Source organism: Microvirga makkahensis, assembly GCF_009830105.1.
In the GTDB taxonomy this organism is placed as follows: domain Bacteria; phylum Pseudomonadota; class Alphaproteobacteria; order Rhizobiales; family Beijerinckiaceae; genus Microvirga; species Microvirga makkahensis.
In genome coordinates this window covers 176,082-199,048 of sequence record NZ_WURB01000004.1, presented here as the reverse complement: position 1 = coordinate 199,048, position 22,967 = coordinate 176,082, and the positions used below count along the sequence as shown (strand labels likewise).

Genomic DNA, 22,967 nt, shown 5'->3' with positions numbered 1-22,967 from the left:
TAGGACAGGGGCATGAACAATATCAGCCGCTTCAATCCGCTCGATGAAGCTGGCGGGCAGACACTAGGCAGCCGGCGCGGCCATCCCATCAGCCGCCAGCTCGGCACGCGGTCGATCGTGCTCGTCGGTCTCATGGGCGCCGGAAAAAGCACGGTGGGCCGTCGATTGGCCCAGATGCTCAAACTGCCTTTCCGCGACGCCGATCACGAGATCGAGGCGGCCGCCGGCATGACGATCCCCGACATTTTCGCCATCCACGGCGAGGAGTACTTCCGCGACGGAGAGCGCCGCGTCATCGCGCGGCTGCTCCAGGACGGCCCCATCGTCCTCGCCACCGGGGGCGGGGCCTTCATGAACGCGGAGACCCGCCAGAACATTGCCGAGCACGGCATTTCGGTGTGGCTGAAGGCCGATCTCGACATTCTCATGCGCCGCGTCCGCAAGCGCGACACCAGGCCCCTCCTGCGCAATCCCGACCCGGAAGGGACCATGCGCCGGCTCATGGAGCTTCGCTATCCGGTCTACGCCCTGGCGGATTTGACCATCGATTCGCACGAGGCGCCGCACGACCGCGTGGTGGCCGACATCGTCGAGGCTCTCGGCGCATGGCTCGACACGGAAAAGCCGGGGGAGGCCGAATGAGCAGCATACCGGCTCAGACCGCATCCGCCATCACGGTTCCCGTTCCCCTGGGCGACAGGGCCTATGACATCCTGGTCGGGCGCGGGCTGATCGAGGCGGCGGGCGCCCGCATCGCGGCCCTCGGCGCCCGTGCAGCCGCCCTCGTGACGGACGAGCATGTGGGTCCGCTCTATGCGCAGGCCCTCAGCCGCTCTCTCGCGGCAAACGGCTTGCGCACGGCGGTGATCACTCTTCCGCCGGGAGAGGCGACGAAATCCTATGCCGGCCTGGAGCGGGTCTGCGACGCGGTGCTCGAAGCCAAGATCGAGCGGGGCGATCTCGTGGTCGCTTTGGGCGGCGGCGTGATCGGCGACCTCGCGGGCTTCGCCGCCGCAGTGGTGCGCCGGGGGGTGCGCTTCGTGCAGGTGCCGACCACCCTGCTCTCCCAGGTCGATTCCTCCGTCGGCGGCAAGACCGGCATCAACTCGCGCCACGGCAAGAACCTCGTCGGCGCCTTCCACCAGCCGAGCCTCGTGCTGGCCGACACGAGCCTGCTCGACACGCTTCCCGCTCGCGAGATGCGCGCGGGCTATGCGGAGGTGGCGAAATACGGCCTGATCGACGATGCGCGTTTCTTCGCTTGGTGCGAAGGCAATTGGACAGGCATCTTCGACGGCGGCCCGGAGCGCGACGAGGCCGTGGCGCAGAGCTGCCGCGCCAAGGCCGCCGTGGTGGTGCGCGACGAGCATGAGACCGGCGACCGCGCTCTGCTCAATCTCGGCCATACCTTCGGCCATGCGCTCGAGCGGATCACGCGTTACGATTCCACGCGCCTCGTCCACGGCGAGGGCGTGGCCATCGGCCTTACCCTTGCATTCCGCTTCTCCGCCGCCCTCGGGCTGTGCCCGCTCTCCGACGCCGAGCGCGTCGAGGCGCATCTGAAGAGCGTTGGACTTCCCACCCGCCTGTCCCATGTACCGGGAGGATGCGGCACGGTCGATGAGCTTCTGGACGCCATGACACAGGACAAAAAGGTGAAAGGCGGATCGCTCACGTTCATTCTGGCACGAGGCATCGGGCAGAGCTTCATCGCTCCCGGCGTCGAAGCGGAGAAAGTGCGCGCCTTCCTAACGAGCGAAATCGACGCAACTTGACCATGATCGAGGAATCCTCTTCCGGCGACCTCTGGTTTGCGGCTATGGTCGTCGTCTTCTGTCTTCTGCTGTCCGCCTTCTTCTCGGCGGGTGAGACGGCCTTCACGGGCGCATCCCGGTCCCGCATGCTCATGCTGGAGAAGAGCGGCGACAAGCGCGCGCGCCTGGTGAACCGCCTCCTCGAAATGCGCGAGCGCTTCATCGGCACCGTCCTGATCGGCAACAACATCGTCAATATCGGCGTCTCTGCCTTCGCCACGAGCGCACTCGTCGCGATCTTCGGCGACGAGGGTGCGCTCTATGCGACCGCGATCATGTCGGTGCTGGTCATCGTCTTCGCGGAGGTGCTGCCGAAGACGGTCGCCATTTCATCGGCTGACAACGTCTCCCTGTTTCTTTCGCGGCCCATGTCCTGGGTCGTGGCGCTGCTCGGGCCGCTGGCGATCGCCATCGAGCGTCTCGCGCGCCTGATGCTGCGCCCCTTCGGGATCCGGATCGGAGAGAACACACCGATCCTGTCCGCATCCGAGGAAATCCGCGGGCAGGTCGCCCTGCTGCACAAGGAGGGCGGCGTTGCGAAGGTGCAGCGCGACATGCTGGGGGGCCTGCTCGATCTGGAGGACCTCACCGTCTCCGAAGTCATGGTCCACCGCACGAAGATGCGCACCATCAATGCGGATCTTTCATCGGAGGAGATCGTGCGCGAAGTGCTTTCCTCTCCCTATACGCGCATGCCGCTCTGGCGCGGGAGCCAGGAGAACATCGTCGGCGTCCTTCACGCCAAGGACCTGCTGCGCGCCCTCGACGCCGTCGGCGGCGATGCCGGCAAGCTCAAGGTGGAGGCGATCGCCTTGGAAAGCTGGTTCGTGCCGGACACTACGTCTCTGCGCGACCAGCTCAAGGCGTTTCTCGCCCGAAAAACCCACTTCGCTCTCGTGGTGGACGAATACGGCGAGGTGATGGGTCTCGTGACCCTCGAAGACATCCTCGAGGAAATCGTCGGCGACATTAAGGACGAGCACGATCTCTCCATGCAGGGCGTCCGCCCTCAGCCGAACGGCTCTGTGAACGTGGATGGATCGGTCCCGATCCGTGATCTCAACCGCGCCATGGACTGGAACCTGCCGGACGAGGAGGCCACCACCATCGCAGGCCTCGTGATTCACGAGGCGCAGACGATTCCCGACACGGGCCAGATCTTCACCTTCCACGGCTTCCGGTTTCAGGTTCTGCGCAAGTCGCGCAACCGCATCACGGCGCTCAGGATCACCCCTCTCGCCCTGGTGCGTCGCGAGAGCTGACTCACGTCTTCAGGAAATCCAGCAGCGCCCGATTGACCGTCTCGGCCTCCTCCAGATGGACCCAATGGGTCGCCTGCCGGAGAGGCATGGCCCTGCCACGGGCGCAGAGCGTCAAACTTTGTTCGCAGAGGCCGAATTCCAGGAACCGGTCCCGCATTCCCCAGATCGCCAGCACCGGCATGCCGAGCGTGCCCGATGACCGGCTGGGCAGAGTGAGCGGCAGCGCACGATACCAGTTCAGCATGCTGGTGAGCGCACCGGGACGGCTCCAGGCCTTGGCGTATTCCGCCAGATCCCGTTCCGAGAACGTGCCGGTCCGGCTCGTGCTTTGGAGCGCTCGCTTGAGCGTCCGGTAGTCCCCTGCCGAGAAGAGGACCTCGGGCAGATACGGCAGCTGGAAGAAGCCGATGTAGGAGCTTTTCAGCATCTGGCTCGGATGACGGCGCATATAGGCGCCGGTGATGGCAGGATGCGGCGCGTTGATCGCCACAAGCCGCTCGAACCTGTCAGGATGCCGCGTTGCCGCCCACCAGGCCACCAAGCCGCCCCAGTCGTGGCCGACGAGAGAACATGCGCCGTATCCCAGTGCATCGCTCAGGCCGACGACGTCCCGTGCCAGCGTGTCGAGGCCGTAGGCTCCGCGGCCTTCCGGCTTGTCGCTGAGGTTGTATCCGCGCTGGTCCGGCACGAGGACGCGGTATCCGGCTCCGGACAGGGGCTCGATCTGGTAGCGCCAAGCCCACCAGAACTCGGGAAAGCCATGCAGCAGAATGACCAGAGGGCCATCCTTCGGGCCGGCCTCGAGGCAATGGAGCGTGATGCCGTTGACCTGGAGGCGAATGCCCGGCGCTTGAGAATCGACTGCCTGCATCTACTTCTCCCGGAATGTTTGAAGAGTCCGTTTCACGCAGGCGCCGCGGCGGCATCCCGCGGCGCCTGCCGAGCCGGTTCCTCCGCCGCCATGAACTGTGCGCGGGCCAGTCCGGCGAAGCGCCCGCCCTTGGCCACGAGTTCATCGAAGCTCCCTGTCTCGATGACGCGCCCCTGGTCGAAGACGAGGATGCGATCGGCGTTACGGATCGTCGCGAGACGATGCGCGATGACGAAGGTCGTGCGCCCTTTCATCACCTCGTCGAGGGCACGCTGCAGCTTCTGTTCGGTGGCCGCGTCGAGGGCGCTCGTCGCTTCGTCGAGGATGAGGATCGGCGGGTTCTTCAGCAAGGCGCGCGCGATGGAAAGCCGCTGGCGCTCGCCGCCCGACAGGGAGCGCCCGCGCTCGCCGATGACCGTATCGAGACCTTCCGCCTGACGCGAGATGAACTCGATCGCCTGCGCGCGCTGCAGGGCTTCGATCATCTCGTCATCGGCGGCACCGGGACGCCCGACCTGCAGGTTCTCGCGAATCGTGCGGGCAAAGAGCATCGGCTCCTGGAACACAACGCCGATATTGCGGCGAAGCGAGCCGAGCGTCAGGTCGCGAATGTCGTCGCCATCGATCCGGATGCAGCCGGATTGCGGGTCGAAGGCCCGGTGCAGGAGACCGAGCGTCGTGGACTTGCCCGATCCGGTGGCGCCGACCAGCGCCACGTTTTCGCCGGACCGGATCGCGAACGAAACGTCCTGCACGGCGGAGCGCTTTCCATCATAGGAGAAGCTCACATTGTCGAATATGACCTCGCCCTCGAAGCGGTCGACGGTCTTGGCGTTCGGCCGATCGCGGACGGCGGGTGCCGTATCGAGGATCTCGAAGAACTCCTGCAGTTTCGGCGCCTGCATGAAGAGCTGGTTGATGAAGCTCACCGCCTGCTCGAGGCGGCCGATCAGCATCGTCGCCATGCTCATGAAGGTGACGATCTCGCCGATGCTGGCGAGGCCGTTGAGGTGCAGCCACGTGCCGAGCAGGAAGATGGCTGTCACCGTGATGGTGGCCGATGCGCGGGACGCCACGGAGGCGAGAGCCCACCAGGACAGCACCGGGTTCTGCGCCTGCAGCAATTGCTGGATGATGGCACGCAGCGAGCGGCTTTCCGCCTCGATGCGCGTGAAGGACTGGATCACGGGAACGTTGCCGAGGGCATCGGAGGCGTGCTCCGCGAGGCTCGAGTGGTAGCGCTCGACGGACCCCTGCAGGGTCTCGGTCTTGCGCAGGACGATGGCGGTGAGCACCGCGAAGACGCCGACGAGCGCCACGAGAAGAAGCCCCAGCCGCCAGTTCAGGAACACGGTGAGCGGCAGAAGCACCACGAGAGCGACGATCGCCGACAGATGCTCGCGGAAGAAGCCGAGCCACAACCAGGACATGCCGCCCGAGCCTTCCAGCATCACCTTCAGGACACGGCCGGAATGGGTGGAGGTGTGAAAGGCGAGCGGAAGCTCGAGAACATGCTCGAAGTAATTGGCGACCACGGCGAGGCGGCGGCGATGGGCCAGCCGGTCCGCATGAAGCGCCACGAGCGCACCGACCCCGATGGAGAAAAGGCCGAAGGCCACCCAGGCGACGATGAGCGGCGTGAGCACCGAGAAGGTGACGGGCGCCGAGCCCGGGATCTGAGCGCGGGTGAGAACGTCGATGATGCGGCCGAACAGGATCGGCTCGGCGAAGGCCGAGATCGCCAGAGCGACATTCGCCAGGGCGAGCAGGGCGCCAACCCTCAGGTCCGACCCGAGTTGGCCGAGAACGCGCACGTAAAGTCTGATCAGCCGCATGGTGTCAGCCTGTCGGCAGGGTGAAGCTCGGAGGAAGAACTCCGCTGGCGACGGGGGGGTTCGCAACCCTGTTCGAGCCGGGTACCGAGGCTCGGCCGTATCGACACATCATCCCTTGCTCTGGCTGGGATCATGGCTGCTCCTTCCGAACCGCTTGTGCAGATGGCCGATCCATCTCCGCCGCGGATGCGCGGCCCGCCGGAGGCTTGGCTTCGCCAGCAGGATCGCACCCTCCTCGGTCTTGCGGATGTGAAGGGTGCGCGTGTGAAACTCCTCCAGGCCCGGCCGGTGCCCGATGGACATCACAGTCGCGCCTTTCAGCTCGTTCTCGAACAGGGAGAGCATGGCAGCCTGGTTTTCCTCGTCCAGAGCGGAGGTGGCCTCGTCCATGAACACCCAGCGCGGCCTGTGCAGCAGAACGCGGGCGAACGCGACACGCTGCTGCTGGCCGAGCGACATGGTCTTGTCCCAGCGCTCGTTCCTGTCGAGCATGTCCACGAACTCGCCCAATCCGCAGCGGTCCAGGGCGGCGCGAATGTCCGCATCGTTGAACGTGTCGGGCGAGGCCGGATAGCTGAGCGCGGCTCTGAGAGTTCCCAGGGGGAGATAAGGCCGTTGCGGCAGAAACATCATTTCGTGCCCCGGAGGCAGGCGGATCGTGCCGGAGCCCCAGGGCCAGAGCTCCGCGACAGCCCTGAACAATGTGCTCTTGCCCGCCCCGGACTCGCCCATGATCAGAACGCGCTCACCGGGTTGGATCTCCGCCGTCGCGTCCTCGATGAGGATGCTGCCGTCGCTCAAGGCGATGGTCATCCCCTCGAAGCTGAGCCAGCCCTTGGGATGCGGCTGAATGTCGATCTTGCCGTTCTCGGCCGTCACCTCCTCGAGATCGATCGCCGCCTGCCGGAAAGTGGCGACGCGCAGGACGGCCGAGCGCCAGTCCGCGATTTTCGGGAAGTTGTCCACGAAGTAGCGCAACGCCGCCTGCACCTGGTTGAACGCGCCGACCACCATCATCATGCCGCCGAAGGAAAGACGTCCGCTGAAATAACCCGGCGCGGCCGCCAGGATCGGTACGACGATCGCCAACCAGCCGTAACCCGACGTGATCCAGGTCAGGCGCGCGAGGGCACCGGACAGGCGGCGCGTCGCCCTGAGGACCGCCTCCACGAATTCGTCGAGATTGCGCCGTTCGTCGTCCTCGCCGTTGTAGAGGGATACGCTCTCCGCGCTCTCGTTGACCCGCACGAGCGCGAAACGCAGGTCGGCCTCGCGCGCATAACGGAGGGTGTTGAGGCGGATCAGCGGACGCCCGACAAGCCAGGTCAGGCCGGAGCCGATTCCGGCATAGCCGATGGCGACCCACACCATGTAGCCGGGGATCGTGATCTCGTCTCCGCGAATGACGAAGGTTGTCTCACCGGAGAGCGTCCACAGGACCCCGATGAAACTGACGAGCAGGAGAAAAGCCTGCAGCATTCCGACCCCCAGCTCGGTCGAGAGCTCTGAAAAGAGGCGGCAATCCTCCTGGAGGCGTTGATCGGGCTGACGGGCGGCCTCCCCCATGAAGCCGAGCTGATAGGCATGGTTGGGCTTCAGCCAAAGATGGAGCAGAATCTGTGTCAAGCGCTGCCGCAAACGGATCTTCAGCCGCTCCTGCAGCCAGGTCTGGGCTACGACCAGGGCAAGCAGCGCAGCGACGATGGCGACGAAGACGAGAAGCTGCTCGAAGAAGGCCGGCGTATTGCGCTTCTCCACCGCATCAAAGAAGGCGCCGTTCCATTGGTTCAGGCGGACCTGTCCCACCATGTTGCCGATGAGAACGACCAGGATTGCAAGGGCAAGCCGCATCATCGGCCAGCCCTTCCGGTTTCGGAACATGTCCCGGAACAGCAGGAACAGCTCCCGTCCGATGCCGGGCTTCATCTCTGGGGATGTGCCTAGAGCCTGCGGCTCGCTCTGGTGAGCGGCGGCGTGGTCGGCTTCCTTCGCCAGCGTCGTATCCTGACCGGGACCGACATCCTGATTGCTTCCCGCCGCAGGGGGCGGGGGCATCTGCCTGCCCAGCTTAGGATCGAAGTCCGGCATGGTCTTTTTCGAAGCACACTCTTACACCGCAATCCGGCGTTAAAGCTAAAGAGCGACGCTTCGACTCAGGTTCCAGCCGATCTGGAAAGACCCGGCCTTCGGCTCAGGTCTTGTCTGCCGCGAGCACCAAAGCCCAGTAAACCTTGTACTTGGAATTCGGCGCATAAGCCGTAGCGATGCCGATCCGCGTCGCCTTGGGATCGAGCAGCACCCGGTTGTGCTGCGGGCTCTCGCGCCAGCCGGAGAAGGCCTCGGCAAGGGTATGGTAGCCCGCTGAAAGGTTGGCCGCCGGCGCGACGAAGCCATCCGAGAGCAGCCGGCGCTTGAACGCGTCGGCGGAGCTGGGCCTGTCCGCCGACGCCATGGCCTCGGCTTCGGCCTGGGCGGCCGCCTGCAATTCGGGATCGAGCGTGAGCAGACCCAAGCCGTTGTTGCGGCGGTAGGCGCCGATCATGTCGCGCGCCATGGCCGCATCCACCGCGGCCCCGGTCCTGGCCATGGAGGCATAGAAGCTCGGCGTCTGCGAGCGGACATGGCGCTGCTCGGACTGGCAGGCTGCCAGGACGAGTGCCGAAAGGCTTAAGCAAATGAGGCTTTTCATGCAGAGGACTTATCCTTGAGAAGGGTTAAGGTTTCATCCTCAGCTCCCTCCTTTCTGGATGCGTCCGCCTTCTCCGCCTTGGGCTCGGGAGCAGGAGCGACGGGTCCGGGCACGCCGATCCCCGCCTTGCGCAATTCCCGGAAGATCTCGAAGTAGAGATCGCTCGACACGCTACCTGCCGCATCAATGTCGTCCACGAAGCAGACGAGATCGAACTCGATCGTGTTCTCCGTGGCCTTCTTGAAGATGACCCGCGGCGAGGGCTCGCTCATCACTTCGCGATGGGCCAGCGCCGCGCTGCGCATGATGCCCGCCATCAGATCCGGATCGCTCGAACGAGGCACGGGGATCGTAACGATCACGCGTCCGACGCGGTCGTTGCGCACCCGGTTGCGCACGATGCCGGAGATCAGGTTCGAATTCGGCACGATCAACGTCGAGCGGTCGAAGGTCTGGATCTCGGTGGAGCGTACATTGATCCGGCGCACATAGCCCTCGCCGTCGCCCACGACTACGAGGTCGCCGACCCGGATCGGACGCTCCCACAGGAGGATCAGGCCCGAGATGAAGTTGTTGACGATGGACTGCAGGCCGAAACCGATACCCACCGACAGGGCGCCGGCGACGATGGTCAGGCGCTCCAGGCTGAGACCCAGATAGGTGAAGGCGACGACGCCTGCCGTGATGATGCCCACGTACCCCGCCGCCGTACGGATCGAATTGCGCAGGCCTGCATCGAGATCGGTCGCCGGCAGGAAGGTGTTGTCGAGCCAGCGCTGAATGATGCGCGTGACGGTGAAGCCTGCCGCGAAGAGAAGCGCCGCGATCAGGATCGACGACAGGGAGATCGTGACGTCGCCGACGCTGAAGCCGAAGAAAAGCGCCCGTAGCGAGCTCGTCACATCCGCGGACTCGATGCCCCAGGGCAGCAGGATCAGAAGGAGAGCCAGAATGATGAGCGCCAGCCGCGCGACGCCGCTCGCCAGCACGCCGATCTGCTCCAGCGAACGGCGGCGGATGCCCGTATTGGCCTGCAGAGTCGTGGCGAGCCTGCTCGGGCCGCGCAGCGATCCGGCGATGAATTCATCCGCGAGCGTGATGCCGAGAACAAGCATCGCGATGATCAGGGAGATCGAGATCGCCTGATCGACCACGAAGGAGGCGAGTGCCGTGTACCCGCCGAGCACGCCGCCGATGACGATGGCGACGATGAACCAGCCCAGGCTCCGCAGGGGGCCTCCGATATCGACCTCACGCGTGACATAGGGACCAAGGCTGCTCTCGTCCTGACTCTCGCCAGCCGCGAAGCGGCGCAGCAGTTCGGCAAAAATGAGCGCCATCGCCAAGGCGAAAACGGCCCTGGTCATCACGGTAATGGGCAGGACAGCAGCGACGGCCTTGTTGAACGCTTCGATGACCTTCCCGACGATCAGCACAGTCGCCAAGATGATCGAGAAGCCCATGATGCGTGCGGCCGATTCGTCCCGCACCGGGATCAAACGCCAGGACGTGTGATCCGGTGCGAGGATGGCATCGATGAGCGCACGCACGAAGGCGACGAACGCCAAACCGCCGAGCAGGGATCGCACCACCTCCTCCAGGCGCGGCGTCACCATGTCGATCGAGTCGAACGCGACCCAGACGATCCAGCTCCCCGCAATGGCGGGACCCGCGCTGAACACGAGAACGCCGATCGCGGCCATGAGGCGACTGCGGCGCGAAGGATCCGTGATCGCCGGATCGCGCCGGATGAGTCGCGGCGCAAGCGAGCGACGGCCGACATAGAGCGCGACGGCCACACCGACGGCCACGCCGAGAAGCAGGAGCACGCCAAGCGTTGCATTGCGCTGCACCTGCTCGAGAGTATCCGAGAGCACGACCCGCTGGGCTCTCAACTCCTGCGGGATCGCCTGGATCACGCTCATCCAAAGATTGGGACTGAGAAGGCCGTCGCTCTGCTCGAATAGCGCGCGTGCGAAACCGGCCCGGCGCAGATCGCCGATCTCGGCGCTCAGCTGCTCGGCCTGCACCAGAAGCGCACGCCCGAGGCGCTGGGTTTCGTCGAGTTCGGCGACGGCGGCCTCGCGGTCGGCGCGATCCCGGGCCACGTCAGCGCTTTCCTCCGGCTGGCCGCTGGCCGGCTTCGGCCCGAGCTGGGAGAGACGCTGGCGGCTCGCCTCCAGCCTCGGCGCCTGCTCCTGAATGACGGTCCGAATCTCAGCGATGATCGGTTCGATCTGCTGACGCAGATTTTGCAGCTCGGCATCGGACAGGGTGCGTCCCTGGAGCGCCAGCTCCTTCTGATCGAGGTCGGCCTCGAAGCCATCGAGCTTGGCGCGGGCTGCCTTGGTCTCGGCAGAAACGCTGGCGGCGGGCGCGTCGGAGGGTTGAGTGGGCGGCTGAGCCGGCGCCGCCGGAGCTGGAGCCTGCGGCGCAGGGGCTTGAGACTGGGCCAAGGGCGGCGTTTGCGCCTGCTGAGCAAAGGCAACGCCTGCAGAGGCAAGGCCGCATGCAACGATTGCAGCCGAAAACAGCCGCTTCAGTCCAACTCCGGTCATTCAGTCCGCCTTGTCGCATTCCCCTTGCGGGCTGGTTCATCGCGAATCAATAAGGCGAAAACTCGCCGCCGGACGGACGAAGCGCAACAAAAAAGCCTGGATGGGGACCTCCCCATCCAGGCTTTCCCAAAGAGCGGGACTCAGCGACGCGCGGGCTCGTTGGCGGAAGGCTGCGCCTCCGGGGCGGGATAGGCCGGGTTTGCCGGCGTGATCCGGTTCGTAGGGTTGGCATCCGACGAACCGGTTGTGGAACCCGTCGTGGCGGAGCGGGCGGCATCCGTGCCGGGATCATCGGGCGACTGGGCACCCGCCCAAATCACGTAACCGCCCACTGCGATCGCAAGGAGAAGCAGGGAGCCGAGCAGAACGCCCAGAACGGGGCGGCCGGAGGCGCCCTGGCGGGCGCGGTCGTCTGGAATTTGTGCGGCCATCTGAAGCCTCTTTCAAGAGCTGGAAGTATTCGGGCGAGCAGCGAGACTCGGCGTTATCAGGGCAACGCCAGATGCGGAGGGCGGTTCCTGCCAAGCCAGGAAACGAAGCGATCTCTCATGCGCAACCGGCTCTGGATCCAATATTGGGTTTTGCCGTTGTTCGAGACAGGCCGCAAACCAATGTCAGGAACGAGGGCGATGGTTCGGGCAGACTTTGGAAGCATCGATTGTCGCACCTCTGCACAAGGCTTTTGTCTCCCGGTCCTCAGCCTTTTTTTCGCCGTCTTGGGCGCCCTTGGGTAATCTCTGATTCAAGGAGACATTATGCAGGACAATCGCATCAGTCTGGATGGGACTTGGGAATTTTTGCACGTGGCCGACGACCGTCTGTCCGGCCCGGCGGAGGTTCGCCAGATCGTGGTGCCGAGTCCCTGGCAGGCCCAGTTCTCGGACCTGCGCATGCGGGCTGGAATCGGCATCTATCGCAGGACGATCGAGATCGACGAAGCATGGCTGCATGACAGCATCTGGATCCGCTTCGGCGCCGTCTTCCACAACACGAAGGTCTTCATCAACGGCGAGCCCGTCGGCCACAACGAAGGCGGCTTCCTGCCCTTCTCGTTCGACGTCACGTCCTACCTGAAGCCAGGCCCGAACGAGATCAAGGTCCGCGTGGATTCGCCCACCGACAACCCGGCCGAGTTCCCGGACTCACCCTTCGCCGAGATCCCCTTCGGCAAGCAGAGCTGGTACGGTCCGCTCTCCGGAATCTGGCAGCCGGTCTATCTCGAACGCCGCATTCCCGACCACATGAACCGTGTGCGCCTCGTTCCGCACCTGGCCACCGGCCGCGTCGTGTCCGGCGTGTTCTTCGCGCGGCCGCTTTCGGACGCCACGCAGATCCATATCGAAGTCACGGACCCCTCGGGCAAGGTCGTGATCGACGAGATGCACGAGACGCAGATCGGCGTCACCAGCATGCCTTTCGAGCTGGCCGTGCCGCACGTGCAGCCCTGGTCGCCGGATCACCCGAACCTTTACCGGATCCGCCTGGAGTTGATCCGCGGCGGCGAGGTGAAGGACGAGATCGCCGACAATTTCGGCTTCCGCACCATCGAGACCCGCAACGGCAAGCTCTATCTGAACGGCGAGCCGCTCTATCTGCGCGCGGCTCTCGACCAGGACTACTACCCGGACACGATCTGCACCGTGCCTTCCGTGGAATTTCTGGAGGATCAGTTTCGCAAGGCCAAGGAACTCGGCCTCAACTGCCTGCGCTGCCACATCAAGGCGGCGGACCCACGCTATTACGAGACCGCGGATCGCATGGGCATGCTGATCTGGACGGAGCTGCCCAACGGCGGCATGGCCACCGACCGCTCGCGAGGCCGAAAGGAGAAGCTCCTGAAGGGCATCGTCGACCGCGACGGCAATCACCCGTCCATCATCATCTGGACCATCATCAACGAGAACTGGGGCGTCGACCTCGTCAACGATGCGGACCACCGCGACTGGCTCAAGCGCACCTTTGCCTGGCTGAAAGCCTACGATCCCACGCGCCTCGTCGTCGACAACTCGCCGTTGGCCCCGAGCTTCCACGTGGAATCCGACATCGCGGACTATCACTTCTATGCCGCCTATCCCGATCACCGGGCACAGTGGGACCAGTTCGTCGACGAACTGTCGAACCGTGCATCCTGGCTCTATTCGCCGCATGGAGACGCGGTGATCACCGGCCGCGAGCCGCTCATGTGCTCGGAGTTCGGCAATTGGGGCCTTCCCTATCCGAAGGACCTGCGGGACGCCAAGGGCGAGGAGCCCTGGTGGTTCGAGACGGGCCACGACTGGGGTGAGGGCGTGATGTATGCCCACGGCGTCGAGAACCGCTTTTCGGACTGGAGCCTGGATCGCGTGTTCGGCGATCTGCGCCGTTTCGTGATCGCGGCGCAATGGCAACAGTTCCGCGCCTTCAAGTACGAGATCGAAGCCATGCGCAGGAAGCCCAACCTCGCCGGCTACGTGATCACCGAGCTCCATGATTGCCATTGGGAGTCGAACGGCCTTCTCGACATGCGCCGCAACACACGCGTGTTCCACGAGCTGTTTCACATCTTCAACTCGGATACGGTGATCGTGCCGAAATGGGAACGCGCCTCCTACTGGACAGGCGAGACCGTGACGCTGGAGCTCGCAGTCGCGCACGGCGCGGGGCCGAGGCTCGAGAACTGCCATCTTGAGATCACCCTCTGCAACGAGACCCAGCGCATTGATCTGCCGCCTATCGAAGCGCCCGATGTACTCAACATCGGCAAGGTCGAGCTGCGGCTTCCGGAAATGGACGAAGCCTCGCTACGGCGCATCGGCTTCGCGCTGCGCACGTCCGACGGTCACCTCGTCGCGCAAAACCACCATGACATCGCCATTCATCCAAAGCGCACGAGACCGGTCCATGTGCGGGAGCTAGTGTGGTCGCCGGACGAGGATATCCGCGAGCGCTTCCGCGCCCTGGGTTACACCATCGCGCGCGCTTTCGATGAATCGACCTTGATCGTCGCCCGCACGCACAACAAGGCAATTGCCGACCATGTGCGCGCCGGCGCCAAACTGCTACTGCTCCCGGAAGAGGACATGAGCCTCTATCCGTTCTTCCCGCATTGGCAGGCCGTGAAGGTGCAGGCTCGGCACGGCACGCTATGGTCCGGCGACTGGGCCTCGTCCTTCGCCTGGCTGCGCCGCTCGGGCCATTTCACCCGCTTCCCCTCCGGCCCGCTGCTCGACGAAACCATGGATCGGGTGCTGCCGGATTACGTGATCTCGGGCTGCAATCTTCTCGACTTCCAGGCTCGCGTCTTCGCCGGCCTTGTGGTCGGCTGGATTCACAAGCCCGTCGCCCTCGGCGTGGAACGCTCCTACGGACGCGGTCGCCTCGTCGCATCGACGCTGCGCCTGCTGCGCGATGCGCCTCTCGCCGACCCCACGGCCACCATGCTGACCGATGCCCTGGTGGAATTGGCGGTCGAGTCGCGGGCATCCCGCCTTGAGGAGGCCGTGCGGGCGGCGGAAGCTGCCGCGTAAGTCGTCGATGATCCTCCAATGGAAAGCGGCGCGGAGAGGATCCGCGCCGCTTTCTTGCTGCTGATGTCGGAGCGTTACTCGGCAGCCATCTTGAGGCGCTCTTCGGACCAATCCATCTCGCTGTCGATGAAGAACCGGTCGAGGGCGTTTTCCAGGCGTGGCATCAGAATGCCGCGCTCTGTCGAGAGAGCCGTGTTGAGAACCGGCAGGTCTCCCGCATCCGTCACAAGGCTCGGGTCAAAACCCGCCCGCTCGGCGGCCTGGGCGGCCAGATCGCGCCAGGAGAGTTCACCGATATTGGCCATGTGCCAGATCCCGGTTCCGCCATCGATCAAGAGATCGAGGGAGGTGTTGACGAGGTCGGGCACGTAGGTCGGCGACACCACATCGACGCTTGCCGCAACGCCTTCGCCCTTGCTCAAGGTGTTGAGGATCGACCAGACGAAGTTGTAGCGGTCCCAGGGGCCGAAAAAGGCGCTCGTGCGGATGATGAGAGCCTGGTCGTGAGCGGCCAGGACGCGCCTCTCGGCCTCGGCCTTGCTCGCTCCGTAGACCGTGGCGGGATTGACCTCGTCGCTCTCCACATAGGGCCTGTCGAGCGTACCGTCGAAGACGAGGTCCGACGAGAAGGTCACGAGGGGAATGCCGAGATCGGCACAGGCCTTCGCCAGAACATCGGCCCCGAGAGCGTTCTCGCGAAAGCAGGCTGCCGCATCGTTCTCGGCCTCGGACACGCGCACGTAGCCCGCCGTGTTGATCACCGCCCAAGGCCGGTAGCAGGCGAGCGCTTTCCTCACGCTCTTCGCATCTGCGATATCCATGTCCCTGCGTGAGAGCAGCACGTGGTTGAGGCCGCGAAACTCTGCGAGCCGTGAGAATGCGCGCCCGAGAGTGCCGGTGGCGCCGGTGATCAGAAGCCGGCGCGGCTCGTCCGCGAGCCAGCAGGAGCGCGACTGCTTGGCCGGACGCCTGTAGAAGCGGATGTCCCGCTTCCACCAGCCGGCGCGGTCGAGCACCGGATGGTCGTAGGCACCTGTTTTCGCCAATGCCTCGGCGGCGTGAGCCAGGGCCGTACGCCGCGGCTCGGGGGCGCGCACATCGAAGGGTCCCGGCTCGTAGAAGCCATTGCGTCGCGTCAGCAGGCTGTTCCAATCCACGGCGCCGAAGAGAGACCAGACCGTCACGGCGCGGATGTCGGCGCCTTCGTCCCGCAAGGTATTGACGTCGTTCCACACCTCGACGAGCCACCGCAGTTGATCGTCACGTGTGCTGCCGTGGTGGGCTTCCGTCACCGCGATGGGGCGCTTGTAGCGCTCCCATACCTCGCGCAGACGGGCGGCGGGTCCGAGATCCCCAGGCGGAAGAGGTATGCGCACGGCTTCGGCATCCGCGTATTCGTGCCTGCCGTTGCCGCCCCAATGATGCTCGGGATATCGCTTCATATCCTCATCGAGGTAGCGCTCGCTCGTGAGATAATGATTGATGCCGATAATGTCGGGCGCAGCATCCCCCGCGTCGAGGAAGAGCGCGAGATCCTTCTCGCTCACGCCGCTCCTGATGAATGTATCCCACCACGGATGATCGCGGTCGACCATGCCGCACAGGAGGTCGAAGCTTAGAAACCGGCGCTGGTTCTCATGTTCGGCCTGATAGGCAAGCAGAGGCGTCGAGAATGTCTTGCCCATGTCGTCCGTCTGCACGAGCTTCGCATCGGGCTGGATCTCGCGAATGGCCCGCATGGAGAGGACGGTCGCCTTGCACTCGTTCACGAGGATTTTGAGGAAGGTCTCATAACTTGTTCCGTGCGGATACCAATGGCCGTAAAGACCCGAGAAACGTGCCGTGGTGAGCGGCTCGTTCACAGGGGTGTAGAGGTCGAGATGGGGATAGCGCTTCGCCACGTTGGCGGCATGACGCGCCAGAAGCTCGGGCCAGGCGGGGTCGAGCATATGGGTGTAGCGCGGGCCGCTGCCATGATGGCACAGACCTGCGATGGCGCGGATGCCGAGCGTCTGAAGACGCGCCATACGCTCGTCATGCCACGTGAAGTCAGTGCGGTCCGGACTTTCCGGAGAGATCCTTTCCCAAAGCACCGGATGACGCAGCGTGCGGATTCCGAGTTCGGCAATCCGGTCGAGATCTTCGATCCGGTCGCTGTATCCGGTCTCGAGGCTTTGGTCACGGTATTCGTCGCCAACACGCGCGACAGTACACTCGATACCGCCCCAAAGCTCCAGGGGTCGTTTCATCATTCAGCTCCGAGCTAACTTACACCAACTCACACAAACTATGATCAGCACGGATCGTTCGATGAAACATCGTCGCTACGAGAGCAGAGCCGTCGATCCGGACATCACCTTCACGCTCGACGTGTCCGCGCCCACGGGCAGGGCCTCATTGATGCGCCGGAACGTGGCAAGCGCCTGACCGACGATCTGATCCATGTTGTAGTAGCGGTAAGTCGCCAATCGGCCCACGAACCAAACGTCAGGCGTCGCAAGCGCCAGACGCTCGTACTTCTTGAAGAGCTCCTGATTCTCCGGTTTCGGAATCGGATAATAGGGGTCGCCTTCGGCTGATGGGTACTCGTAGGTCAGGGCGGTTTTGGCGTGCTCCTGGCCGGTGAGGTGTTTGTATTCCGTCACCCGGGTATAATCCTGCGTCTGCGGATAGTTCACCACGCCGACGGACTGATGCCAGGGCTTGTCGAGGGTCACGTGCTCGAAGCGCAGAGAGCGGTAGGGCAGCTTTCCGAACTGGTAGTTGAAGTACTCGTCAATCGGGCCCGTATAGATGACGCGGCGATGAGGCACGACGTTCTTCACGTCCCCGTAATCCGTCTGCGTCATGACGTGGATGTTCGGATGGCTCACCATCTTCTCGAACATCCGGGTGTAGCCGTACCTGGGCATGAACTGAAACTCGTCCGTGAAGTAGCGGTCGTCCCGGTTGGTGCGGGTCGGCACGCGGGAGGTCACGGACTTGTCGAGTTCGGAGGGATCGAGCCCCCATTGCTTGCGGGTATAGCCCCGGAAGAACTTTTCATAGAGCTCGCGGCCGACCGTCGAGACCACCACGTCTTCCGACGTCCTGATCTCGCCGATCTTCTCGGCCCGCTGGGCGAACCAGTCCTGCAACTGCTCGGATGTCAGATTCAACCCGTACAGCTTGTTGACAGTGTCGAGGTTGATCGGGATCGGCACCTGCATGCCGTCCACCTCCGCCAGAACCCGGTGCTCGTAGAAGCGCCACTCGGTGAAGCGCGAGAGATGATCGAAGATCTGCTTCGAGTTGGTGTGGAAGATGTGAGGCCCGTACTGATGGATCAGCAGGCCATCGTCGTCGTAGCGGTCATAGGCGTTTCCGCCGATATGGTTGCGGCGGTCGATGAGAAGGACGCGTTCGTTGCGCTCGGTTGCGAGACGCTCGGCCAGAACGCTACCTGCGAAGCCGGCGCCGACAATCAGCCAATCGTACATTCATTTCACTCCGCAGGGGTGGTGGCATAGGTCGGGAGGGAGGCTGCGGCAGGGCGATCTCCGGCCGCGTCGCCGGCCGCGTTGAGCATGAGCCTGTGCATCGCGGCCCAGGTCTTGTCCCAGGAACCCTGAGCCAGATGCCGGTCGACCTTGGCGAGCCAGGCGTCCCTCGGTCTTGCCAGGATGGTTTCGACCTTGGCGACCACCTCCTCGGCCGTGCGGGCGATTTCGACCAGCCCCTTTTCGCCATAGGGCCTCACCACGTCGGTGATGGGGGTCGAGACCACCGGTACGCCTGCGGCGAGGAACTCCGGTGTCTTCGTCGGGCTGATGAATTTCGTCGCTTCGTTCAGCGCGAAGTTCATGAAGCCCACGTCCCAGCCGGCGAGATAGCGAGGCAGTTCCTTGTAATGCTTCCCGCCGAGCCAATGGATGTTGGGGCGCTGCGGCAGCGTGGCGGGGTCGATCTTGACGACCGGACCGATCATGACGAACTGCCAGTGGGGACGCAGATCCGCGACCTCGACCAGAAGATCCGTGTCCATTCTCTCGTCCACGACGCCGAAAAAGCCGAGACGCGGACGCGGAATATGCGCCTGGTCCTCCGGATCCTCGTGAATGGAACGTGCCTGCGAGAAATGGTCGAAGTCGATGGAGGACGGGAAGCCGTGAACGCTGCGGTGGCGGCTCCTTTTGGCTTCATAGAGGCTCATGCCGCCGGTGAAGACCAGATCGCACCGCGAGAAAAGCGCATTCTCGAGATCGAGCAGTTCCTGCGACGCGCCCCGAAAGAGCGACAGCTCGTCCATGTTGTCGTAGATGCACAGGTCGCATTCGAAATCGCTGGTGAAGGCCATGGCCATCGGCGTGTAGTACCAGAACACCCGGGAGCCGCTCGGCTCACGCCCGATCAGGGCCTCGACGAGATCGTGCTGCTCGGCAATGACGTCCTCGCGCGAGAGGCCTTCCGGCAGCATCGGCACCGCTACGGTAACACCCTGGGGCCGGGCGCTCACGTCCATGTGCGGCTTTATCCCGGACTTGAACATCGGCTCTTCGATGATCAGCACGTCGTAGTGCCTGACAGCACGGCTGAGCAGATGCTGAGGACGCTGCCAGACGAAATCCCACCGAAGGTGCGAGAAACAGACGAGGAGAGGCTTTTCGGAGTTGGCCTTGGAGGGCGAACGGAGGGCATGCGGCTGCGTCATCAAACGCTCATGCATAGCGCGATCCTCAAGAACAGATGTGTTGTCACGAACGGACGGAAGAACACAGTCCGGGGTGAATAAAACGATGTCTTTAGTGAAGCGCACCGGAAATCGGTCGCGGGCGCAATCGTTTATTCAACGCAGGAGGTGCTATTTGGTTCCATCTGCATTCATGTTAGTGAACGACTATTCATGATGATCGTACGCATCACTTCTTCTCCAGCATCAGGGCTCCCTGCTTTTGGATGAAGGTCTTCGCCTTTTCGGCGATCATGGCGAGGATCCACGGCAGTTGCACTTCCACGCGCACCTGTTCGTCCATCACCAGGACGTTCCCGCTCACCTGTTGCCCCAAGGCGCCGACACGAAAATCCATGCGGTCCCCGGCCCAGCTTTCATCGATGGATGCAACCTTGTCGCTGAACTGCGATTTCAGGCCACTCATGCCACCCTGGAGCCTGCGCAGCGCCTCGGCTTTGCCGAGGTTATGGGGAATGGAAACAATGAGGGGCTTAGACATGGCGGTGCTCTCTTTGACCAGAGCGCATTCCTTCATTGCGGAAGCCCCAACACGACCCTCCGCAGAATGCGCTTAACCGACACGACAAGCGAAGCGGCGCGGCGCCGGTTCCGATATCAGAGCATTTCAACCTTGATGGCACGGATTACGATGGTTTCCTGCTGGAATCGGCGCTCCAGCTCCGCACGATAGTTTTCCCACCAGCCATGGTCGATTTCGCGGGCCATCACCTCGAAAACCACGATGTCATCATGGGTGGTATGGCCGCCTTCCTTCCAGACCCCTTCCGCGGGAGCACGGGTGAAGCTGGTAATGCCGCCAAATCGCTCGGACAGTTCGGAACGGACGCGGCCATAGGCTTTGCCGTCGAAACGGCGGCCGGCATTGTCGGCCAGCGGCAGAAGGATCTGCACCAGATGCATCGCTTCGGTCCTGCGGTCGCGGGTCTCTGCGGAGACTGTGCAAGCCCCGCCCTGCCGCAGGAAATAGTTCAAGGGCTTAAAAAAGCGAGGCCCGGCAGATCAGGCAAGAAGAGCAGCGAAGAGATCCTGATCGGTCTCAGGCCAATCCTCGTCGATCCGATAGCGGCCCGAAGGCTTCGAGACACGCCACGGATGAAGGGTGGAGGACTGAAACGACTCGGAGGGGCGCAGGCGGCGCGCCGTGCCGTCGGACAGCACCTCGTCTATGACGACGAACCCGAAAATATGGAGCCGTGTCGCCACATCCTTGGTTGCTCGATCATCCGCCGGGATCGGCAGCGAGCCCGCGGCATAGACGGCGTCCATGAGGCTCTTCTGATCACGGCGCGGATTGGCCGACGAGCGCGCGCCCGGAAAACGGATGACGTTCGTCGGCTGTGACGATCTCGATTCCATGTAAGCAACCCTTGGTCCCGAATCGGGCCAAGAATCGCCTCAAGGGATTAAGAAGCGCCTAACTCCGGAAAGGAGGCCTCAGTCGAGCCTGTGCAGGGAGACATACCCGGTTCCGGTCGTGGTCAGCCCCAGAATTTGGGCCGGCCCTTTCGCGAGGTCGATGATGCGCCGGTGGGCAAAGGGTCCGCGATCATTGACGCGCACGACCACGGAGCGGCCGTTCTGCTCGTTGACGACCCTCAGACGGGTGCCGAAAGGCAGGGAACGGTGGGCCGCTGTCATGGCACTGGAATTGAAGCGTTCGCCGCTGGCGGTCTTCCGGCCGTGGAAGCCGGGGCCGTACCAGGAGGCCGTACCGCGCTGGAATTCCTTGCCCAGACTGGCCTGCGAGATCGATCCCGTGGTCGAGGGGTCATTGGACGCGGTCGTATTGCACGCGGCGACGAATAGAAGTGGCGCGATTGCCGACATGCGGGTGAGGATGTTCTTCAAAGATCGTCTCCCCTTCCATTTTGGTTGGAAGTGAAGCTCAACTTTAAAAAGGCAAGAATAAGGCGCTTAGATTTTCTCCTTGCAAGCTCATACTTTTGAGACAGCGCATTCCTCGAAACTATAGCCTAGAATCTTCCGATTCAATCTGTAACTAGCCTTAATATCGTTTCACGCTCTGAGGGAAATTTGCCGAATTGTGCCTCCCGAATGCCGAACCTCTGGTCTTCGAGTCACGCAGTTCTACCTGAGCTTGAGTCGGGACGTCCGCTTACCTGCCGGTTCATGGGGTGATTGATCCATGTCGAGTGCCTCGCAGTCGCCGCATGTCGCCATTGTCGGAGCGGGTCCGGGAGGCCTTGCATCCGCCATGCTGCTCGCGCGGGAAGGCATTCCTGTCACCCTGTTCGAGAGCGAGCCCGCGGTTGGCGGCCGCACGCGAACGATCCGTGCGCCCGGCGGCTACAAATTCGACATCGGCCCCACGTTCTTTCTCTACCCCCGCGTCCTGAGGGACATCTTCGAAGCCTGCGGCGAACGCCTGGAGGACCATGTCGATCTCAGGCGCCTCGACCCGCAATATCACCTGGTCTTCGAGAGGGGCGGCGAAATTCGCGCGACACCCGATCTCGCGCGTCTCGAACAGGAGATCGCGCGTCTTGCGCCTGCGGATGCGCGCAACGTCCGCCGCTTTCTCGACGATAACCGTGCAAAGCTCGAGGCCTTCCGACCCGTTCTCGAACAGGCCTTCACGAGCCCGGCCGATCTCGTAACGCCTGCCATGCTCGCAGCCCTGCCGAAGCTGCGACCCTTTTCCAGCGTGGACGGCAACCTGAAGCGCTACTTCGCCGATCCGCGCGTGCGCCTCGCCTTCTCGTTCCAGACGAAATATCTCGGAATGTCGCCGTTCCAGTGCCCGAGTCTTTTTACGATCCTGTCGTTCCTGGAGTACGAGCACGGCGTCTATCACCCCACCGGCGGCTGCGGCGCCGTGTCGGAAGCCATGGCCAATGTCGCCCGCAGGATGGGCGTCGATATCCGCCTCAACACCCCGGTCGACCGCATTCTCTACGACGACGGCGAGGCTGTTGGCGTGGAGGCGGGCGGAGAGCGCTTCGCGGCAGACTCCATCGTCGTCAACGGCGATTTCGGACACGCCATGCGCCGCCTCGTCCCGGAATCCATGCGCCCGCGCTGGACGGACAAAAAGCTCCGCCGGGCGAAACTTTCCTGTTCGACTTTCATGCTCTATCTGGGCATCGAGGGCGAGGTCGGAGATCTTGCCCACCACACGATTCTTCTCGCTCGCGACTACGAGCGAAACATCCGCGAAATCACCGAAGGGGTTCTTTCGGAAGAGCCCTCGATCTACATCCAGCATGCGGGCGCGACCGATCCGTCGCTCGCTCCGGAAGGGCACACGAGCCTCTATGTGCTCGTGCCTGTGCCGAACCTGAGATGCAGCATCGACTGGCAGAAGGAAGCGCCGCGCTATCGCAATCTCGTGATCCGGCGCCTCCGGCTCTTGGGCCTCACCGACATCGAAAGCCGGATCCGCTACGAGCGCGTGGTGACCCCACGCGGCTGGCAGGATGACTTCTCCGTGTACGAAGGCGCGACCTTCAACCTCGCGCACAACCTCACGCAGATGCTCTATTTCCGGCCGCACAACCGGTTCGGCCGCAACGTTTATCTCGTCGGCGGCGGCACGCATCCCGGCAGTGGCCTGCCCGTGATTTTCGAGGGTGCGCGCATCACCGCGCGCCTCCTGATGGAGGATTGGGAACGCCGCCGCGCGGGCTGGCGGGAGCAGGAAGCCCCCATCGAAGCGATCCGCGGAGCCGCCTTGTGAAGG

The 22,967-nt window shown here is 63.7% G+C and carries 18 protein-coding genes; 5 read left to right on the top strand and 13 right to left on the bottom strand.

Annotation, left to right across the window (positions count from 1 at the left end):
* The first annotated feature begins 12 nt into the window (after positions 1-12).
* The 3 genes from GR328_RS07490 to GR328_RS07480 are packed head-to-tail and all read left to right on the top strand — an operon-like array spanning position 13 to position 3,076.
* Entirely contained in the window at positions 13-642 is a 630-nt protein-coding gene (locus tag GR328_RS07490) for a shikimate kinase (protein ID WP_160883897.1), read from the top strand.
* Entirely contained in the window at positions 639-1,775 is a 1,137-nt protein-coding gene (gene aroB / locus GR328_RS07485) for a 3-dehydroquinate synthase (protein WP_160883896.1), read from the top strand. Before GR328_RS07490 ends, aroB begins: the two co-directional genes overlap by 4 nt.
* A gap of 2 nt (positions 1,776-1,777) precedes the next feature.
* Complete coding sequence (locus GR328_RS07480; protein ID WP_160883895.1) at positions 1,778-3,076, top strand: HlyC/CorC family transporter; 1,299 nt, start codon at positions 1,778-1,780, stop codon at positions 3,074-3,076.
* A gap of 1 nt (position 3,077) precedes the next feature.
* Here GR328_RS07480 and GR328_RS07475 read toward each other — a convergent pair whose 3' ends face one another.
* The 6 genes from GR328_RS07475 to GR328_RS07450 form a co-directional block, all read right to left on the bottom strand.
* Positions 3,078-3,947, bottom strand: a complete 870-nt coding sequence (locus tag GR328_RS07475) for an alpha/beta fold hydrolase (protein WP_160883894.1) — start codon at positions 3,945-3,947, stop codon at positions 3,078-3,080.
* Between the two features lie 32 nt (positions 3,948-3,979).
* On the bottom strand, positions 3,980-5,782 hold the full coding sequence (locus GR328_RS07470; protein ID WP_160883893.1) for a glucan ABC transporter ATP-binding protein/ permease: 1,803 nt from the start codon (positions 5,780-5,782) through the stop codon (positions 3,980-3,982).
* Positions 5,783-5,890: 108 nt separating this feature from the next.
* Positions 5,891-7,870 carry an ABC transporter ATP-binding protein/permease gene (locus GR328_RS07465; RefSeq protein ID WP_160883892.1) on the bottom strand — a complete coding sequence of 660 codons (1,980 nt, stop codon included), beginning with the start codon at positions 7,868-7,870 and terminating at the stop codon, positions 5,891-5,893.
* 103 nt (positions 7,871-7,973) lie between these two features.
* Entirely contained in the window at positions 7,974-8,471 is a 498-nt protein-coding gene (locus GR328_RS07460; protein WP_160883891.1) for a CAP domain-containing protein, read from the bottom strand.
* Positions 8,468-11,029, bottom strand: coding sequence for a DUF3772 domain-containing protein (locus GR328_RS07455; protein ID WP_246215743.1), 2,562 nt, complete (start codon positions 11,027-11,029; stop codon positions 8,468-8,470). The genes GR328_RS07460 and GR328_RS07455 overlap by 4 nt, the downstream gene beginning before the upstream one ends.
* A gap of 140 nt (positions 11,030-11,169) precedes the next feature.
* Positions 11,170-11,460: a hypothetical protein gene (locus GR328_RS07450; RefSeq protein WP_160883890.1), complete on the bottom strand. Its 291-nt coding sequence runs from the start codon at positions 11,458-11,460 to the stop codon at positions 11,170-11,172.
* A 324-nt stretch (positions 11,461-11,784) separates the two neighbouring features.
* On the opposite strand from GR328_RS07450, the gene GR328_RS07445 reads away from it, so the two are divergent.
* Positions 11,785-14,535, top strand: coding sequence for a glycoside hydrolase family 2 protein (locus tag GR328_RS07445; protein ID WP_160883889.1), 2,751 nt, complete (start codon positions 11,785-11,787; stop codon positions 14,533-14,535).
* 74 nt (positions 14,536-14,609) lie between these two features.
* Here the strand turns inward: GR328_RS07445 and GR328_RS07440 are convergent, their stop codons facing one another.
* The 7 genes from GR328_RS07440 to GR328_RS07410 all read right to left on the bottom strand — a co-directional run bounded on the left by GR328_RS07440 (position 14,610) and on the right by GR328_RS07410 (position 21,115).
* Positions 14,610-16,787 (bottom strand): family 1 glycosylhydrolase, encoded by a 2,178-nt coding sequence (locus tag GR328_RS07440; protein WP_246215742.1) that lies wholly within the window; start codon positions 16,785-16,787, stop codon positions 14,610-14,612.
* 72 nt (positions 16,788-16,859) lie between these two features.
* Complete coding sequence (glf, locus tag GR328_RS07435) at positions 16,860-18,014, bottom strand: UDP-galactopyranose mutase (RefSeq protein WP_160883887.1); 1,155 nt, start codon at positions 18,012-18,014, stop codon at positions 16,860-16,862.
* 5 nt (positions 18,015-18,019) lie between these two features.
* The gene (locus GR328_RS07430; RefSeq protein WP_160883886.1) at positions 18,020-19,240 is read right to left on the bottom strand and encodes a glycosyltransferase family 1 protein; all 1,221 of its coding nucleotides are present in this window, start codon (positions 19,238-19,240) and stop codon (positions 18,020-18,022) included.
* Between the two features lie 193 nt (positions 19,241-19,433).
* On the bottom strand, positions 19,434-19,745 hold the full coding sequence (locus tag GR328_RS07425; RefSeq protein ID WP_160883885.1) for a polyhydroxyalkanoic acid system family protein: 312 nt from the start codon (positions 19,743-19,745) through the stop codon (positions 19,434-19,436).
* 116 nt (positions 19,746-19,861) lie between these two features.
* Positions 19,862-20,167 (bottom strand): hypothetical protein, encoded by a 306-nt coding sequence (locus GR328_RS07420; RefSeq protein ID WP_160883884.1) that lies wholly within the window; start codon positions 20,165-20,167, stop codon positions 19,862-19,864.
* Between the two features lie 99 nt (positions 20,168-20,266).
* Positions 20,267-20,623 carry a hypothetical protein gene (locus GR328_RS07415; protein ID WP_160883883.1) on the bottom strand — a complete coding sequence of 119 codons (357 nt, stop codon included), beginning with the start codon at positions 20,621-20,623 and terminating at the stop codon, positions 20,267-20,269.
* Positions 20,624-20,701: 78 nt separating this feature from the next.
* A complete protein-coding gene (locus tag GR328_RS07410; RefSeq protein ID WP_160883882.1) occupies positions 20,702-21,115 on the bottom strand; it encodes a septal ring lytic transglycosylase RlpA family protein in 414 nt (137 codons plus the stop codon).
* 298 nt (positions 21,116-21,413) lie between these two features.
* Between GR328_RS07410 and crtI the strand changes: the two genes are divergently transcribed.
* Positions 21,414-22,964 carry a phytoene desaturase family protein gene (gene crtI, locus GR328_RS07405; protein WP_160883881.1) on the top strand — a complete coding sequence of 517 codons (1,551 nt, stop codon included), beginning with the start codon at positions 21,414-21,416 and terminating at the stop codon, positions 22,962-22,964.
* Positions 22,965-22,967 lie beyond the last annotated feature (3 nt).

Coding starts and splice junctions, on each gene's coding strand:
- GR328_RS07425 (WP_160883885.1), bottom strand. CDS start 19,745: ATGTCTAAGCCCCTCATTGTTTCCATTCCCCATAACCTCGGCAAAGCC.
- GR328_RS07480 (WP_160883895.1), top strand. CDS start 1,778: ATGATCGAGGAATCCTCTTCCGGCGACCTCTGGTTTGCGGCTATGGTC.
- aroB (WP_160883896.1), top strand. CDS start 639: ATGAGCAGCATACCGGCTCAGACCGCATCCGCCATCACGGTTCCCGTT.
- GR328_RS07455 (WP_246215743.1), bottom strand. CDS start 11,029: ATGACCGGAGTTGGACTGAAGCGGCTGTTTTCGGCTGCAATCGTTGCA.
- glf (WP_160883887.1), bottom strand. CDS start 18,014: ATGTACGATTGGCTGATTGTCGGCGCCGGCTTCGCAGGTAGCGTTCTG.
- GR328_RS07465 (WP_160883892.1), bottom strand. CDS start 7,870: ATGCCGGACTTCGATCCTAAGCTGGGCAGGCAGATGCCCCCGCCCCCT.
- GR328_RS07450 (WP_160883890.1), bottom strand. CDS start 11,460: ATGGCCGCACAAATTCCAGACGACCGCGCCCGCCAGGGCGCCTCCGGC.
- GR328_RS07475 (WP_160883894.1), bottom strand. CDS start 3,947: ATGCAGGCAGTCGATTCTCAAGCGCCGGGCATTCGCCTCCAGGTCAAC.
- GR328_RS07420 (WP_160883884.1), bottom strand. CDS start 20,167: ATGCATCTGGTGCAGATCCTTCTGCCGCTGGCCGACAATGCCGGCCGC.
- GR328_RS07445 (WP_160883889.1), top strand. CDS start 11,785: ATGCAGGACAATCGCATCAGTCTGGATGGGACTTGGGAATTTTTGCAC.
- GR328_RS07470 (WP_160883893.1), bottom strand. CDS start 5,782: ATGCGGCTGATCAGACTTTACGTGCGCGTTCTCGGCCAACTCGGGTCG.
- GR328_RS07430 (WP_160883886.1), bottom strand. CDS start 19,240: ATGCATGAGCGTTTGATGACGCAGCCGCATGCCCTCCGTTCGCCCTCC.
- crtI (WP_160883881.1), top strand. CDS start 21,414: ATGTCGAGTGCCTCGCAGTCGCCGCATGTCGCCATTGTCGGAGCGGGT.
- GR328_RS07415 (WP_160883883.1), bottom strand. CDS start 20,623: ATGGAATCGAGATCGTCACAGCCGACGAACGTCATCCGTTTTCCGGGC.
- GR328_RS07460 (WP_160883891.1), bottom strand. CDS start 8,471: ATGAAAAGCCTCATTTGCTTAAGCCTTTCGGCACTCGTCCTGGCAGCC.
- GR328_RS07490 (WP_160883897.1), top strand. CDS start 13: ATGAACAATATCAGCCGCTTCAATCCGCTCGATGAAGCTGGCGGGCAG.
- GR328_RS07440 (WP_246215742.1), bottom strand. CDS start 16,787: ATGATGAAACGACCCCTGGAGCTTTGGGGCGGTATCGAGTGTACTGTC.